Consider the following 13,004-nt stretch of genomic DNA (forward strand, 5'->3'; position numbering starts at 1 on the left):
CGAGGGGTGGGCTGCTAATGCTGGATCCATGATCGTCGTCATGTGGCCGCTGCTGCTCCTCCCCCTGGTCCTGCCCGAGCCGACCTCGGTCGTCCGCGCCCGGAGCGAGTTGCGGGAGCTGGTCGTCGCCGAGGCCCGTTCGCTGAGGGGGTACTCGCACGAGCGGTTCATGCCGTCCTGGACCGAGGCGGAGGGCGCGTGCGACACGCGGGAGGTCGTCCTGCGGCGTGACGCCGTGTCCGTGACGACCGACCTCGACTGCGAAGCCGTCCACGGCACCTGGTTCAGCGAGTACGACGGCCTGACCCTGCACAGCGAGGAGCAGATCGACGTCGACCACCTCGTGCCGCTGGCCAACGCCTGGGTATCCGGCGCGAACGCCTGGACCGACGAGCAGCGGCAGGCGTTCGCCAACGATCTCACCAGGCCCGAGCTCATCGCCGTCAGCGAGTCGGTCAACCTGGACAAGGCCGGCGGCAGCCCGGCGACGTGGCGGCCACCGCGCAGGTCGTACTGGTGCACGTACGCGCGGGCCTGGATCACGGTGAAACACCACTACGGGCTGACCGTCACCCACCGGGAGAAACGGGCCCTCATCCGCATGTTGCGCACCTGCCTCAGCGGTCGGCCATCCGCCTGAGCTGCTGCTCCCTGGCCCCGGCGTCGCCCGGCAGGCCGCGCTCGGCCAGCAGCCCGGCGACGCGCTCGCGCACCTCGACGGGATGGCGGCCGTCGTACTTGAACTTGGCGCGCGCCTCCACCACCGCCAGCCGCAGCCCGCGCAGGCCGGACAGCTGCCGGTGGTAGGGCCCCTCGCCGGCCGCCACGACGCCGTGCGCGCCGTCGGGCTGGAAGTGGGCGAGCTGGCGGCGCAGGATCTCGGCCTTGCCCTCGGGGTCGTCCACCACCTCGGCCCGGCAAATGAGCTGGACGGAGGCGTAATAGCTGGTGGGCACGCCGGTCTCGGGGTCGCCCGTCCGCCATCCGCCGGGGATGTAGGCGTAGTCGTCGTGCACGCTCAGCAGGACCGCCGGATCGCGCTCGATCGCCGCCCACACCGGGTTGGGCCTGGCCAGGTGGAGCAGCACCTCCCCGGCGGCGGCGTCGAAGAGGAAGTGGGTGGGGACGACGACGGGCGGGCCGCCGTCGGGGGCGTTCGCGGCCAGCTGGCCGAAGTCGCGGGTGGCCAGCCAGGTGTGCCACTCGTCGTCGTCCCGTGCCGCGTCCCAGGGATGAATGAGCACGTGAAAGCCTCCCGCCCAGCTTTGTATTAGTACATAATGTACTTTGTGTCAGAAACATACAGGATCGTCGGTGGGACGGCCAGCGAGATCGCGGCGGGCGTCGAGGCCGCCGTGTCCGCGGGCCTGCTGCCTCCCGGGACGCACCTGCCGCCCGTGCGCGAGGTGGCCGCCACGGCCGAGGTCAGCCCGAACACCGCCGCGGCCGCGTACCGGCTGCTGCGGGAGCGCGGGATCGTCGAGACGGCGGGCCGGCGCGGCACGCGGGTCCGGCCGCGCCCGGCCACCACGACCCGCGAGGAGATCCGCATCGAGGTGCCGCCGGGCGTGCGCGACCTGTCGCACGGCAACCCCGACCCGGCCCTGCTGCCACCGCTGCACGAGGCGCTCGCCGCCGCCGCAAGGGCGCACGAGCAGCGTCCGGCCATGTACGGCACGGGCGACGATGAGGAGCTGCTCTCGCTGGCCGCCGCCCGTCTGCGCGCGGACGGCGTGCCCGCCGCGCCGCTGGCGATCACCTCCGGCACCCTCGACGCGGTGGAACGCGTCCTGAACGCCCACCTTCGTCCCGGCGACGCGATCGGTGTCGAGGATCCCGGCTGGACGGCCCTGCTCGACCTGGTCGCCGCCCTGGGGCTGCGGCCGGTCCCGATGCGGCTGGACGACGAGGGCCCGCTGCCGGACGAGCTCGACCGGGCGTTGCGGGCGGGCGTACGAGCGGTGGTGATCACCGCCCGCGCCCAGAACCCCACCGGCGCGGCCGTCACCGCCCGGCGGGCCGCGGACCTGCGTGCCCTGCTCGCCACCCGTCCCGACGTGGTGCTGATCGAGGACGATCACGGCGCGAGCCTGGTGGACCTCCCCCTCCACCCCCTGGCCGGCGTGACCACCCGCTGGCTGCTCACCCGCTCGACGGCCAAGGCGTTCGGCCCCGACCTGCGGCTGGCGCTGGTCACCGGCGATCCCGTCACGCTCGACCGGCTGCGCGGGCGGCAGCGGCTGGCCGCCGGCTGGGTCAGCCATCTGCTGCAGCGCGCGGTCGCCCACCTGTGGCGTGCACAGGCTGTGGACACCGCGGCCGTGGCCGCCGCGTACGCCGGGCGCCGGGACGGCCTGATCGACGCGCTGGCCGCGCGTGGCCTGCGGGCGCACGGCCGCAGCGGGCTCAACGTCTGGGTCCCGGTCGCCGACGAGACCACCGCCGTCACCCGGCTGCTGGCCCTCGGCTGGGCGGCCGCGCCCGGCGCCCGCAACCGCGTCCGCACGCCGCCCGCGCTGCGGCTGACGGTCTCCACACTGCGGCCCGACGAGCTGCCGCGCCTGGCCGGCGACCTGGCCGCCGCCCTGCGCCCGCCCACGGCCGGCCGGTACGGCTGACGTCCTGGACGGGCCCCGCGATCAGCGGTTCGGCTCCAGGGACATCGCCGGGCACGGCTCGGGGCGGCGGGGGCGGCGCGGGCGGCGTACCGAGTGGGCCAGGACGCCCAGCGCGCCCACGATGAGCACGAGCAGGGCCGCCCTGGTGGCCGCGGGCCAGCCGGCGTCCAGGGAGCCGAAGAACACCGCGCCGGTGATCGTGCCGCCGAGCACGCCGCCGGTCTCCTGGACGGTCCCCAGCACCCCGGCCGCCGCGCCCGCCCGCTCCCGGCGTACGGACGCGAGGACCGACGACAGCAGCGGCGACATGACCAGCCCCATCCCCGCGCCCACGACCAGCAGCGCGCCCGCCACCAGGTACGGCGACTCCCCCGCCTGGAGGAGCAGCCCGAGCCCGAGCAGCAGCGCCAGCGGTCCGGCCGGGCGCGGCACCCGGGCCGCGCGCGGCGAGGCCAGGAAGAAGCCCGCGTTCAGCGCCGTGCACACCGCCCCGGCGGCCAGGGGACCGAGGCCGAGGCCGTCCTGGAGGTGGAGGGCGAGCACGAACGACAGGCCCGCGGACGTGCCGAACAGCAGCGCGACCGCCGCCAGCCCGGACGTGAACCCCTTCTCGCCGAACACCGCCAGGTCCAGCAGCGGTTCGCGGCCGGTCGCCGCCAGCCGCCGCTGCCGCCGGACGAACGCCGCCAGCATGAGCGCCGCGCCGCCCAGGCACGGCCACGTCCACTGCGGCCAGCCCTCCTCGCGGCCCTGGACCAGCGGCAGCACGACGCCTGCCAGCCCCGCCGCGACCAGCGCCGCCCCCGGCAGGTCCAGCCCCGCACGCGACCCGGCCCCGGCGACGCGGGGGACCAGCCGCCCGGTCAGCGCCAGCGCCGCCAGGCCGATCGGCACGTTGACCAGGAAGCACGCCCGCCAGCCGAGCCCGAGGGGATCGGCCGCCACCACCAGCCCGCCCACGACCTGGCCGCTCATCCCGGCCAGGCCCACCACCGTGCCGTACCAGCCGAACGCCCTGGCCCGGCCCGCGCCCGGGAACAGCGTCCCGATCAGCGTCAGGACCTGCGGCGCGAGCAGCGCCGCCGCGACGCCCTGCGCCACCCGGGCGAGCACCAGCGCGGCGGCGTCCGGCGCGCCGCCGCAGGCCGCCGAGGCGAGCGTGAACAGGGCCAGCCCGGCGGCGAAGAGGCGGCGCGGCCCGTACAGGTCGCCGAGCCGCCCCGAGACGATCAGGCCCGCCGCGTACGCCAGCCCGTACCCGGCGACCACGAACTGGCTCGCCGCGTCGCCCGCTCCCAGGTCGGCGCGGATCGAGGGCACGGCCACGTTCGCGACGAAGAAGTCGAGCGTGGTCATGAACACCGCGACCAGCACCACGGGCAGGGCCGCCCAGCGAGGACGGAGGGACATCAGGGACTCCAGGGGAGTGAGGAACCGGGCGGTGGAAGAACACCGGCGGACGCCGGCCGGTTGACCTCACCCTGGAGCCAGGCGATTACGGTTTTCTGCTGATGGGCTACGGATTGAGCGCCATAATGACGCTCAATGCCGAAATTTCAGGGGTTGGGGGAGTTTGCCGCGGCGATCGCCCCCGTCATCGACGCGGCCCACGTCGACGTGCACGCCGCCGCCCGCAGAGCCGTCCTGGACCTGACCGAGCGCTCCGGCCTGACCAGCGGCCTCCTCAACGACCTGCGCTTCGTGCTCCCCCTGCGCCCGGTGACCACGGCCGCGCTCGCCGCCGTCCACCGGTACGGCGACGTCACCGAAGGCGTCGGCGTCCACCTGCGCGAGGGCGCGCTCGAACGGGACGCCGCCGGGGCGTTGCGGCTCACCCCCGAGGGGCGGGCGTTCGTGGACGGCCTGTACGCCGCGCACGCCGAGGCGGCCGGCCGCGTCTGGGCGGGCCGCGACGTGGCCGGTCTCGCCGTGGCGGTGGGCGGGGTGCTCGACCGGGCCGTACGCGTGCCGGGCGGCGCCCTGGAGGTGATGGCGCCGCCGTACGAGCCGGACGCCGCCCCCGCCGGCCTGCTGCTGTTCAACCGGCTCGCCGCGCTGCGCTACCACCGGGCCGACGCGCACGCCGAGTCCTGGTGCGCGGCCGGGCTGACCGCGGACGGGATCGTCGCGCTGAAGGACGGTCCCGTCCGGGCCGCGATCGAGGCCGAGACGAACCGGCGGGCCGCCGCCCCGTACCGGGCCATGACGGACGACGACCGCCAGGCCCTGTACGCCGGCCTCCTGAGCCTTGTCTAGAGCGCCGCGAGCCTTGTCTAAAGCGCCGCGAGCCATGTCTAGAGCGCCGCGAGCAGGCGGCCCACCTGCGTGCGGTCGTTGACCCCCAGCTTCTCGTAGGCCGCCTGGAGATGGTTGGCCGCGGTCCGGGTGGACAGCGTCAGCCGGTCGGCGATCTGCCGGTTCGTCAGCCCGGCCGCCGCCAGCTTGACGATCTCCCGCTGGCGCGGCGTGAGCTCCGGCGTGGCCAGCTCGACCAGCGCGGGCGTGGAGACCCCCGGGCACCGCCTGGCCAGCGCCCACGCCCTGGTCTGCGCCCCCTTGGCTAGCGTGCCGCGGCCGTCCCGGCGGTGGGCCGCCGACTCCTGGGCGAGGGCCTCGGCGGCGTACAGGATCAGGCCGAGCTGTTCGAACTCGGCGGCGACGTCCCGCAGCTCGGCGGGGTCGCCCGCGGCCCGCGCGTGCCGGGCGAACAGTCCGGCCAGCGGCCCGTCCACCCGTTCGGCGAGCGCGGCCAGCCGCCGGGCCGCCAGGGCGGGCGCGCCCAGCCGCACCAGGTCGTGCAGCGCGAACATCAGGTACCCGGACTGCTCGTGCCGCTCGGCCAGCCCGGCGGCCGTCAGGCACAGGCTCACCGCCTGGTCCAGGTCGCCCGCCGAGGCCGTCACCCAGACCGCGGCCTGCAACACCGGCTGCCGGGTGAACGCCCACCGCGAGGCCGGCCCCTCGGCCTCGGCCAGCGCGGACCGCGCCGCCGCCGTCTCCCCCAGCAGCGCCCGCGCGTGGGCCAGCTCGGCCAGGCAGCGCCCCCGGTACGGCGTCCCGGGCGGCAGCCGGGCCGCGTCCTGCCTGGCCCAGCGGGCCGCGCCGGCCGCGTCGCCGCGCAGCCTGCCGACCATCGCCCGGTACGCCCCGAACCCCGACACCGACAGCTCGGCCGCCGCCGGTTCCATGGCCTCCGCGGCCGTCCGCGCCGCCGCGTCCAGGCGGCCGGAGAACACCTGGGCGGCGCAGCGCGCGTCCAGCAGCGCCGGCAGTGCGTACGGGGCGTCGTCGTCCCAGTCGTCCCGGCCCGCGAGGGCCCGTCCGGCCACGGCGAGCGCGCTCTCCGTACGCCCGGAGTAGGCGTCGGTCCAGGACTCCAGCGCGGCCGCGTGCGCCGCGCCGCGCACGGTCGCCGGCCCGCACGCGCGCGCCCGCGCCAGGGCGTCCGCGGCCCCGGTCAGCCGGCCGGCGAAGAAGTCGGCGACGCCCCGGTAGACGTGCGCCTCCTGCCGCCAGGCCGGCTCGGTCAGCGACCCGGCGGCCAGGTCGAGCACCCGGCACGCCTCGGCGTCCGCGCCCGCCCAGGCGAGGTTCATGCCCAGGCTGAAGGCGTGCTGGGCGCGCTCGCCCTCGGTGACGGCGTTCCTGGCCGCCTGCCGCAGCGCCGCCAGCGCCGCGTCCTGGTCGCCCAGCACCATCAGCACCTGGCCGAGCAGCGCGACCGCCGCCACGCCCGCGCCCGCCTCGATCGCGGCCCTGGCCAGCCGGGCGGCCAGCCTGGGGTCACGCCTGGCCCAGGCCAGGCCCGCGGCCGACAACAACAGCTCCGGCGCGGCGGCCGACCCGCTGTCCAGCCGCCAGACGGCCGCGCGCAGCTCGTCCTCGCGCCGTCGCAGGCCGCCGGCCTCCAGGGCCTCGGCCAGCGTCCGCAGCCGCCGCCTGGCCCGCAGGGTGCCGCAGTCGCCGCGGACCACCTCGCCGTACAGGGGGTGGCCGAGGCGTACCTGCTCGCGCCTGCCGTCGCCGGCGACCGTGACCAGGCCGCGGGCCTCGACCCGCTCCACCGCGCGCGGTGAGGTCAGCGCGACCAGCAGCTCCGCGCCCACCGGCTCGCCGTACGCCACCAGCTCCAGCACCTCCCGCTCGTCCTGGTCCAGGTGGCCGATCCGGGCGCCGACCAGCTCGCGCAGCCGGGTCGTCATCGACAGCTCGCCCCGCCAGCGCCACTCGCCGCCGCTCTCGGCCAGGCAGCCGGACGTGCGCCCGGCATGGACGACCTCGCGCAGGTAGAGCACGTTCCCGCCGGTGACGGCCGACAGATGCCGTACGGTCCCCTCCGCCACCTCGCCGCCGAGCGCGCCCGCCAGCACCTGGCCGACCTCGTCGCGGCCGAGCGGCGGCAGCTCGACCCTGGTCAGCAGCTCGTCCTTCCACAGCGCGGCCACCGGCGCGGGCAGCGGACCGCCCGTACGCACCGTGACCAGCACCCTGGCCTCCCCACCCGCGGCCAGGTAGTGCACCAGCGCCGCCGACGCCGCGTCCAGCCGGTGGGCGTCGTCCACGCTCACCAGCAGTTCTCCCTCTCCCCTGTGCAGGTGCCGCGCGGCCCAGCGCAGCAGGTTCTCGCCGCCCCGCGGCGGCCCCGTCAACACATGGGCGAACGCCCCGAACGGGATCATCGACGCGGACTCCGTGCCCAGCACGCGCACGACCTCGTACCCGTCGAGACCGGCCAGCGCCTGCGCGGCCAGCCTGCTCTTGCCGACGCCCGCCTCACCGGCGATCATCGCGCCCGCTCCCGACCGCAGCGCCGCGCGCACGGTCGCGATCGATCCCCCTCGCCCGACGAACGGCCATCCACTCCCCAGTTGCTCGCTCATCGTGCCTCCTCTCACCACAGATGGTGGCGAGCCGAGGTTCGCGCGAGGTTCAGGCAGGATCGCGGTTCAGGCCGGCCGCGTTCAGCAACAGGGTGATCACGGCGTCGGCGCCGCTGAACGGCACCGGCTCGCCCCCCACCTCTTCGAGCAGCCCGCGGAGCTGGCCGCCGGATTGCTCGGGCTCGACCAGCCGTACGATGACCGTCCTCATCTGATCACCATCGCCCCGGACGGTTCAGGTCTGGTTCAGGTGGGGTAGGGCGCGGGCTCGACCTCCAGCTCCCGCATGCGCTCGGCGTAGAGGTGGTAGCGCCTGCGGGCGTCGCCGCGCCGGCCCGCCAGGTCGAGCACGCGCACCAGGCCCAGGTGGGCGCGTTCGTCATAGCCGTCGCGCTCCAGCAGGCGCAGCCAGTAGCGGGCGGCCTCGTCGTAGCGCCGCTCGCGGGTGCGCGCCGCGGCCAGCCGGGCGGCCGCCTGCACGTAGGCCAGCCGCGCCTGTTCGCGCAGGCCCACCGCCCAGTCGGCGTAGGGGTCCTCCTCGCAGAACTCGCCGCCGTACGCGCTCTCGGCCGCCGTCCACCGCTCCAGCGCCTCGGCGGCGCGGCCGGCCTGCTCCAGCCGTACGGCTCCGGCGGTCAGGTCGAGGAAGCGCTCCACATCGACGTCGGCGTGCGCCAGGTCCAGGCGCAGCGCGCCCTCCTCGGAGACCACGACGTCGTCGGCGGGCCGCTCGTGGGCCGGGTCGAGCACCGCGCGCAGCGTGGAGACCATGACGTTGAGCCGCCGCAGCCCGACCGCGTCGTCGCGCTGCTCGGGCCACAGGATCTCCACCAGCCGTTCCCTGCTGATCGCGCCGCCCCGGCGGCTGACCAGGATCTTCAGCAGGTCGCGGGCCTTGCGCGACTGCCAGGCCGTACGCGGGACCGGGACCGCGCCGCGCAGCACCCGGAACGTTCCCATGGTCTCGATCACCACCGCCGCCCCCGGCGCGGGCGCCGCGCGGGCGATCAGCTCGTCGATCCGGTCGTCCAGCGCCCGGCAGCCGATCGCGTGCATCCGCTCGCGCACCCGTACGGCCACCTCGCCCCCGCTCACCGGGTCGGACAGGGCCGCCCGCACCAGCTCGGCCCTGGCCCGTCCGATCGGGTCGCCGAGCGCCGCCCACCGGCGCACCGCCTCGTCGGCCTGCGCGGGATCGCCGTCGAGCCGGGCGCGCAGCTCGTGCAGCACGGCCTGGGCCGCGTGGTCCCTGCGTTCCACGGCGATCGGCTCGGTCTCGCCGACCAGCCGGGCGGCCTCGTCGCGACGGCCGGCGGCCAGGGCCACGTGCGCCGCGGCCACCCGCGCGGAGACCCCGGCGATGCCGCCGGCGTACGCCAGCGCCTGCTGGGCCACCTGGGCCGCCTCCTCGGGATCGTCCTCGGCCAGCAGCTCGGCCAGCGCGTTGAGCGCGTTGGAGCGGGTCTGCACCTCGCCCAGCGGCCCGGTCTCGGCGATCACCCGGCGGTAGACGGCGGCCGCCTGCCCGCGGTCGCCGCGCAGCGCGTGGATCTCGCCCAGCCGGACCAGCCCGACGCTGACCAGCCGCGACCCCATCGCCTCCCACCTGGCCACCGCGTCGGCGGCGTCGATCGCCGACTCCTCCAGCCGGCCGAGCCCGACCAGCGCCTTGGCCCGGTTGGCCACGTTGAGCGCGGCGTACGGCGCGAACGACACCAGGTCGCAGAGCCTGCTCGCGGCCTCCGTCTCGGCCAGCGCCTCGGCGTAGGCGCCCTCGTCCAGATGGCGGGAGGCCCGGTTGGCCCGGATCCTGATGAGCTGGACGACGTCGCCGGCGCGTTCGGCGTACTCCAGGGCGCGCAGGTAGTAGGCGTCGTTGGCGCGGCGGTCGCCGTCGAGCGCGGCGAGCATGGCCAGCACCGTGTTGGCCATCGCCAGCGCGCCGGGGTCGCCGAGGCCGCCGGCCTGCTCCAGCGCCCGGTCGGCCAGCTCGGCGCAGCCCGCCCGGTCGCCCTTCAGCCACAGCACCGAGGCCATGGAGGCGGCGCACATGGCGGCGTCGGCGGGCGGCGAGCCGTAGGCGTGGCCCTTGGCGTACATCGTCATGGCGGCGTCGAGGTCGCCGCGCAGGTGGTCGATGAAGCCGAGCCGCCTGGCCACGAACGCGTCGAAGGCGTGGCCGTCGGCGACGCGGGCCAGCAGGTCGCGGGCGCGGGTCCAGTGGCCGCGGTTCTGCTCGGCGATGCCGGCCAGCCTGAGCATCGGCGGCGACCCTCTGGCCTGCTCGGGCAGCAGGTCGAGGGCCGCGATCACGTCGCCGCGCTCGGCCAGGCGGGGGCCGTGGGAGTTGAGCAGCGCCGCGGCGAGGTCGGGGTGGGCGGTCGCGACGGCGGCGCGCAGGGCCAGCTCGGGCTGGTCGTGCTCGACGTACCAGCGGGCGGCGACGGCGGCCACGTCGTGGGCCTCGTGCCGGTCGAGCGGGGCGTGCCTGGCCAGGACGTGCCTGCTGGTCGAGGTCAGCCGGTGGCCGTCCTGGTCGGCCTCGATGAACAGGCCGCGGCTGGTCAGGGCCGCGAGCGTGTCGGGCGGCGCGCCGAGCGTGGCGGCCAGGCCGGACGTCAGCACCGGCAGGACGGTCGCCGCGCGCAGCAGCTCTCGCATGCCCGCCGGCAGGTCCTTGAACGCGGCGAGCGTCAGGTGTTCGAGCGTGGCCGAGTTGGCGGCCAGGCTCGCCGCGGTGCGCGGCCAGCTCGCCGGCTCCTCGCGGGCCAGCGCGTCGAGGGCGGCCTGGACGGCGGCCGGCCAGCCCGCGCACGCCTCGTGCAGCCTGGCGGCGATGTCCGCTCCCTGCTCGCCCAGCCGCTCCCTGGCCCAGGCGCCGGTCTCGGACGCGGTGAGCGCGAGGTCGGTGGCGTCGAGGTCGAGCACCTCGTGGTCCTGGCGCAGCCGGGCCGTCGGGAACGGCAGCGGCGCCCGCGAGGCGGTGACCAGGTGCAGGTGCCGGGGCGCGGCGCGGACCAGCGTCTCGACGTAACGCACCGAGCCGGGCGCGCCGATGATCGCGTCGACGCCGTCGAAGACCAGCGCCAGCCCTCTGGTCAGCCGCCGGGCCAGCGCCTCGGCCAGCGCGCCCGCCAGCGCGGCGGCCCTGGACAGCTCGTCGGCGTCGGGCCCGAGCGGCGCCCCGGCCGCGGCCAGCAGGTCGGCGGGCAACCCCGGGACGGCCTGGGCCAGCGACGACGCCACCGAGCCCGCCAGCGTCGGCAGGTCGCGGTCGGCGGGCCCGAGCAGGTGCAGGACGCCGCCCACGGCGTGGCTCCAACCGGCGAGCGCGATCGACTTCCCGTAGCCTGTAGAGGCCACGAGCGTGGTGAGCCTGTGCGTAAGCGCCCCGTCGAGCCGCCGGTCGAGGGCGGGACGGGGTTGCACCCACCCTCGTTCCACCCCCGCATGCTACGCCCGGGCTCGCGGGGGACTCCAGAGTTCGCAAAGTGCCACCTCCCGGTAACTGGCCGGTTGGCGCACTATGGTCGTACTTCATTTCCAGGAGGCACCGTGGAACAGGATCTGCCTGGCGGTGTGAGGCTGATCGTGGGGGTGGACGAGTCCCCGGCCTCGCGTTGGGCACTCGCCTGGGCCATCGGCGCGGCCAGGCTGCACCGGATGGCTCTGGTGGCCGTTCACGTCAGTCGTGCGCCCGTCCATCCCTTTCCCGAGGCGCTGCCCGTGCAGCACGCGATCCGGCAGGGCGAGGAGTCCCGCTGCGCGGAGGTGATCGCGGGCGTGTTCGAGGACGTCGCCGGGGGCGTGCCCGACGACCTGCGCGTGGCGACGCTCAGCAAGGTCGGCGACCCCGGCTACCACCTCGTCGATCTGGCCCGCGAGGGCGACCTGCTGGTGCTCGGCCGGGGCCGGCGGCGGCTGCTGAGCAGGATCCTGCTGCCCTCCACCAGCATGTACTGCGCCCGCCACGCCAAGACGACCGTCGTCATCGTGCAGCAGCCCTCGCCGCCGGACGATCCGGAGCTGACAGGGGACCGGGCGCGACGGTTCTGGAGCCGGCGCAACTACTGACCGGGCGCGACGGTTCTGGAGCCGGCGCAACTACTGACCGGGCGTGGTCGTCCTGAGGTTGTCGGTGAGCAGGCGCAGGCCGGGGCCGATGTCGCGCGGCCCGATCGCGCCGTAACCGAGCACCAGGCCCGGCTGCGCAGGGGTCTCCCCGCAGTACGCGTCGAGCTGCTCGACGGCCAGGTCCGGCACGGGCCCCAGGGACACGCCGGAGGCCAGGCGGGCGCACACGTGCAGACCCGCGGCGGACGGGATCAGGCGCAGCCGCTCGTCCCCGGCCAGCGCCGCGGTGACCAGCTCGTGCCGGGCGGCGTACTCGCGGGTCGCCTTCCTGATGTGCCTGGCCAGCAGGCCCTCGTCGATGAAACGGGCCAGGGCGGCCTGCGTGGGCATGTCGCCGTGCCAGTCGGACAGCTGCCGCGCGGCGCACAGGGCCGGGCCGAGCGAGGCGGGGGCGACGAGGAAGCCGAGCCTGAGCATGGGCAGCAGGGTCTTCGAGAACGAGCCCACGTAGATCACCCGGCCCGACCGGTCGAGGCTCTGCAGGGGTTCGAGCGGGCGTTCGCCGAAGCGGAACTCGCTGTCGTAGTCGTCCTCGATCACCACGGCGGCGCGGCGTTCGGCCCAGGCGAGCAGGGCGGCGCGGCGGGCCAGCGACATGGGCGTGCCCAGCGGGAACTGGTGCGAGGGCGTGACGTAGACCAGGCTCGCCGAGCGGGGGATGGCCGCCACGTCCAGACCCTCGGCGTCCACGGGCACGCCGATCACGCGGGCGCCGAGCGAGCTGAACAGCCGGCGGGCGGGCGGGTAGCCGGGCTCCTCGACGGCGACGGTCGTGCCGGGCTCGATGAGGACGCGTCCGATGAGGTCGAGGGCCTGCTGCGCGCCGTTGGTGATCAGGACGTCGTCGGGTCCCGCGTGCACCGACCGACTGATCCCGATATGACGCGAAATAGCCTCACGCAGTGGCTTGTAGCCGGACGAAGGCTCGTACGTCGCCAGCCCCACCCGCAGTTCCCTGGCCACCAGCCTGCGCCAGGTCTCCATCGGGAACAGCCGCGCGTCCGGCACGCCGACGCGGAAGTCGTACCGGGCGGGCGGCACCTCGACGGTCTCCCCGAGCTCCCGCCAGAACGCCCGCGGCCTGACCACCCCCTTGGGCGCGGCCCGGCCGCGCACCGGCTCGGCCGACACGAACGTGCCCGCCCCCGCCCGGCCGACCAGGAAGCCGTCGGCCACCAGCCGGTCGTAGGCCACCGCCACCGTGTTCCTGGAGATCTCCAGCCGGCCGGCCAGCTCCCTGGTGGGCGGCAGCCGCTCGCCCGAGCGCAGGCGGCCGTCGAGTATGGCGTCGAGCAGCTGCCGGTAGACCTGTGCGGCCAGGTCACCGCGCCCTTGGAGGCTGATGTGAACGTCCAACTTGGCCCAATCAACT

10 protein-coding genes are annotated in these 13,004 nt (G+C 75.9%); 4 read left to right on the forward strand and 6 right to left on the reverse strand.

Translation table 11 applies throughout. From position 1 onward, the window contains the following. Positions 1-28: 28 nt before the first annotated feature. Positions 29-640 (forward strand): HNH endonuclease family protein, encoded by a 612-nt coding sequence (locus tag ACWEJ6_RS24585; RefSeq protein ID WP_397155091.1) that lies wholly within the window; start codon positions 29-31, stop codon positions 638-640. On the opposite strand, the gene ACWEJ6_RS24590 is transcribed toward ACWEJ6_RS24585, so the two are convergent. Then, positions 618-1,244 carry an FMN-binding negative transcriptional regulator gene (locus ACWEJ6_RS24590; protein ID WP_452426412.1) on the reverse strand — a complete coding sequence of 209 codons (627 nt, stop codon included), beginning with the start codon at positions 1,242-1,244 and terminating at the stop codon, positions 618-620. The genes ACWEJ6_RS24585 and ACWEJ6_RS24590 overlap by 23 nt on opposite strands. Positions 1,245-1,280: 36 nt before the next feature. Between ACWEJ6_RS24590 and ACWEJ6_RS24595 the strand changes: the two genes are divergently transcribed. Continuing rightward, on the forward strand, positions 1,281-2,618 hold the full coding sequence (locus tag ACWEJ6_RS24595) for an aminotransferase class I/II-fold pyridoxal phosphate-dependent enzyme (protein WP_449913872.1): 1,338 nt from the start codon (positions 1,281-1,283) through the stop codon (positions 2,616-2,618). A gap of 21 nt (positions 2,619-2,639) precedes the next feature. Here ACWEJ6_RS24595 and ACWEJ6_RS24600 read toward each other — a convergent pair whose 3' ends face one another. Continuing rightward, complete coding sequence (locus tag ACWEJ6_RS24600; protein WP_449913873.1) at positions 2,640-4,028, reverse strand: MFS transporter; 1,389 nt, start codon at positions 4,026-4,028, stop codon at positions 2,640-2,642. Positions 4,029-4,163: 135 nt separating this feature from the next. Here ACWEJ6_RS24600 and ACWEJ6_RS24605 point away from each other — a divergent pair, with 135 nt between their 5' ends. After that, entirely contained in the window at positions 4,164-4,874 is a 711-nt protein-coding gene (locus tag ACWEJ6_RS24605; RefSeq protein ID WP_452426415.1) for a hypothetical protein, read from the forward strand. A 38-nt stretch (positions 4,875-4,912) separates the two neighbouring features. Here the strand turns inward: ACWEJ6_RS24605 and ACWEJ6_RS24610 are convergent, their stop codons facing one another. Genes ACWEJ6_RS24610 through ACWEJ6_RS24620 form a run of 3 tightly spaced genes read right to left on the reverse strand, consistent with a single transcriptional unit; the run spans position 4,913 to position 10,942 of the window. Next, positions 4,913-7,498: a LuxR C-terminal-related transcriptional regulator gene (locus tag ACWEJ6_RS24610; RefSeq protein ID WP_452426417.1), complete on the reverse strand. Its 2,586-nt coding sequence runs from the start codon at positions 7,496-7,498 to the stop codon at positions 4,913-4,915. A 49-nt stretch (positions 7,499-7,547) separates the two neighbouring features. Then, positions 7,548-7,709, reverse strand: a complete 162-nt coding sequence (locus ACWEJ6_RS24615; protein ID WP_185844989.1) for a hypothetical protein — start codon at positions 7,707-7,709, stop codon at positions 7,548-7,550. Between the two features lie 35 nt (positions 7,710-7,744). Next, the gene (locus tag ACWEJ6_RS24620) at positions 7,745-10,942 is read right to left on the reverse strand and encodes a BTAD domain-containing putative transcriptional regulator (RefSeq protein WP_452426419.1); all 3,198 of its coding nucleotides are present in this window, start codon (positions 10,940-10,942) and stop codon (positions 7,745-7,747) included. A 111-nt stretch (positions 10,943-11,053) separates the two neighbouring features. Here ACWEJ6_RS24620 and ACWEJ6_RS24625 point away from each other — a divergent pair, with 111 nt between their 5' ends. Further along, on the forward strand, positions 11,054-11,572 hold the full coding sequence (locus tag ACWEJ6_RS24625; protein WP_352362352.1) for a universal stress protein: 519 nt from the start codon (positions 11,054-11,056) through the stop codon (positions 11,570-11,572). 30 nt (positions 11,573-11,602) lie between these two features. On the opposite strand, the gene pdxR is transcribed toward ACWEJ6_RS24625, so the two are convergent. Beyond that, positions 11,603-12,988, reverse strand: coding sequence for a MocR-like pyridoxine biosynthesis transcription factor PdxR (gene pdxR / locus ACWEJ6_RS24630; protein WP_452426421.1), 1,386 nt, complete (start codon positions 12,986-12,988; stop codon positions 11,603-11,605). Positions 12,989-13,004: the final 16 nt, after the last annotated feature.

The sequence above is a fragment of the Nonomuraea sp. NPDC004702 genome (assembly GCF_053601695.1).

Coding starts and splice junctions, on each gene's coding strand:
- ACWEJ6_RS24585 (WP_397155091.1), top strand. CDS start 29: ATGATCGTCGTCATGTGGCCGCTGCTGCTCCTCCCCCTGGTCCTGCCC.
- ACWEJ6_RS24595 (WP_449913872.1), top strand. CDS start 1,281: ATGTACTTTGTGTCAGAAACATACAGGATCGTCGGTGGGACGGCCAGC.
- ACWEJ6_RS24600 (WP_449913873.1), bottom strand. CDS start 4,028: ATGTCCCTCCGTCCTCGCTGGGCGGCCCTGCCCGTGGTGCTGGTCGCG.
- ACWEJ6_RS24605 (WP_452426415.1), top strand. CDS start 4,164: ATGCCGAAATTTCAGGGGTTGGGGGAGTTTGCCGCGGCGATCGCCCCC.
- ACWEJ6_RS24610 (WP_452426417.1), bottom strand. CDS start 7,498: ATGAGCGAGCAACTGGGGAGTGGATGGCCGTTCGTCGGGCGAGGGGGA.
- ACWEJ6_RS24615 (WP_185844989.1), bottom strand. CDS start 7,709: ATGAGGACGGTCATCGTACGGCTGGTCGAGCCCGAGCAATCCGGCGGC.